Annotated in this window: 1 protein-coding gene; it reads left to right on the forward strand. The window is 52.4% G+C overall.

Annotated elements, in window-relative coordinates; all coding sequences use genetic code 11:
- Window positions 1-947, forward strand: a 947-nt coding sequence (locus tag HFD99_RS24785) for an amino acid adenylation domain-containing protein (protein WP_167441050.1), incomplete at both ends; no start/stop codon positions are given.

Here is a 947-nt window from a genome sequence, read left to right on the forward strand (position 1 = left end):
GCCGCAGTGCTTCTGACCCGTCGTGATTTGGCAGAAGAGCACCATTGCCACGCCAATGCCCTATTTCTTGAGGATGCGGCATTGTATCAGGGAGAAAGCAGTAACCTGGAATCGGTTGCCCGCCCAGAGCATTTGGCTTACGTCATCTATACCTCTGGTTCGACTGGTAATCCGAAAGGAGTTATGCTCCAGCATCGCTCGGTCCTCAACTTTATTACCGGGATGCGCGGAGTCATTGACTTTGAAACGAGCCAAACGATGTTGTCACTGACGACCATTTCATTCGATATTTTCGTCTTGGAGACCATCCTGCCCCTGTTGGGTGGAATGACGGTGGTGCTTGGCGACCACCAGCATCAGGTGAATCCTCAGGCGCTGGGTGAATTGATTGCTTATCATCATATTGAAATGCTGCAAATGACGCCGTCCCGGTTGCAAATGCTGCTGGGTCATGAAGCAGGCTCCCGCGCGCTGCAAGGCGTGAAGGCTATAATGGTGGGGGGCGAAGCCCTGCCGTCCAAGCTGCTTGCAGCACTGCAAGAAATAAACGGTCCCCGGATTTATAACATGTACGGACCTACAGAAACGACGGTGTGGTCGACCGTACAGGAACTGACCCATGCTCAACAAATTAACATCGGACGTCCTATCGCGAATACCCAAATATATATCATGAATGCGAATGGGGAATTGCAGCCCGTCGGTGTGCCGGGTGAATTATGTATTGGAGGGGAAGGACTGGCCCGCGGGTACTGGAAACGTGAAGAACTGACGGCCGAGAAATTTGTAAATCATCCGTTCGCTGGTGGCAAGGCAGGCCATGAGCGAATGTATCGTACAGGCGATTTGGCGAGATGGATGCCGGACGGTAACATTGAATATTTGGGGCGGATGGATCACCAGATTAAAATCCGGGGCTACCGGATCGAACTGGGCGAGATCGAATC

The sequence above is a fragment of the Paenibacillus sp. EKM301P genome (assembly GCF_011800295.1).
In the GTDB taxonomy this organism is placed as follows: domain Bacteria; phylum Bacillota; class Bacilli; order Paenibacillales; family Paenibacillaceae; genus Paenibacillus; species Paenibacillus polymyxa.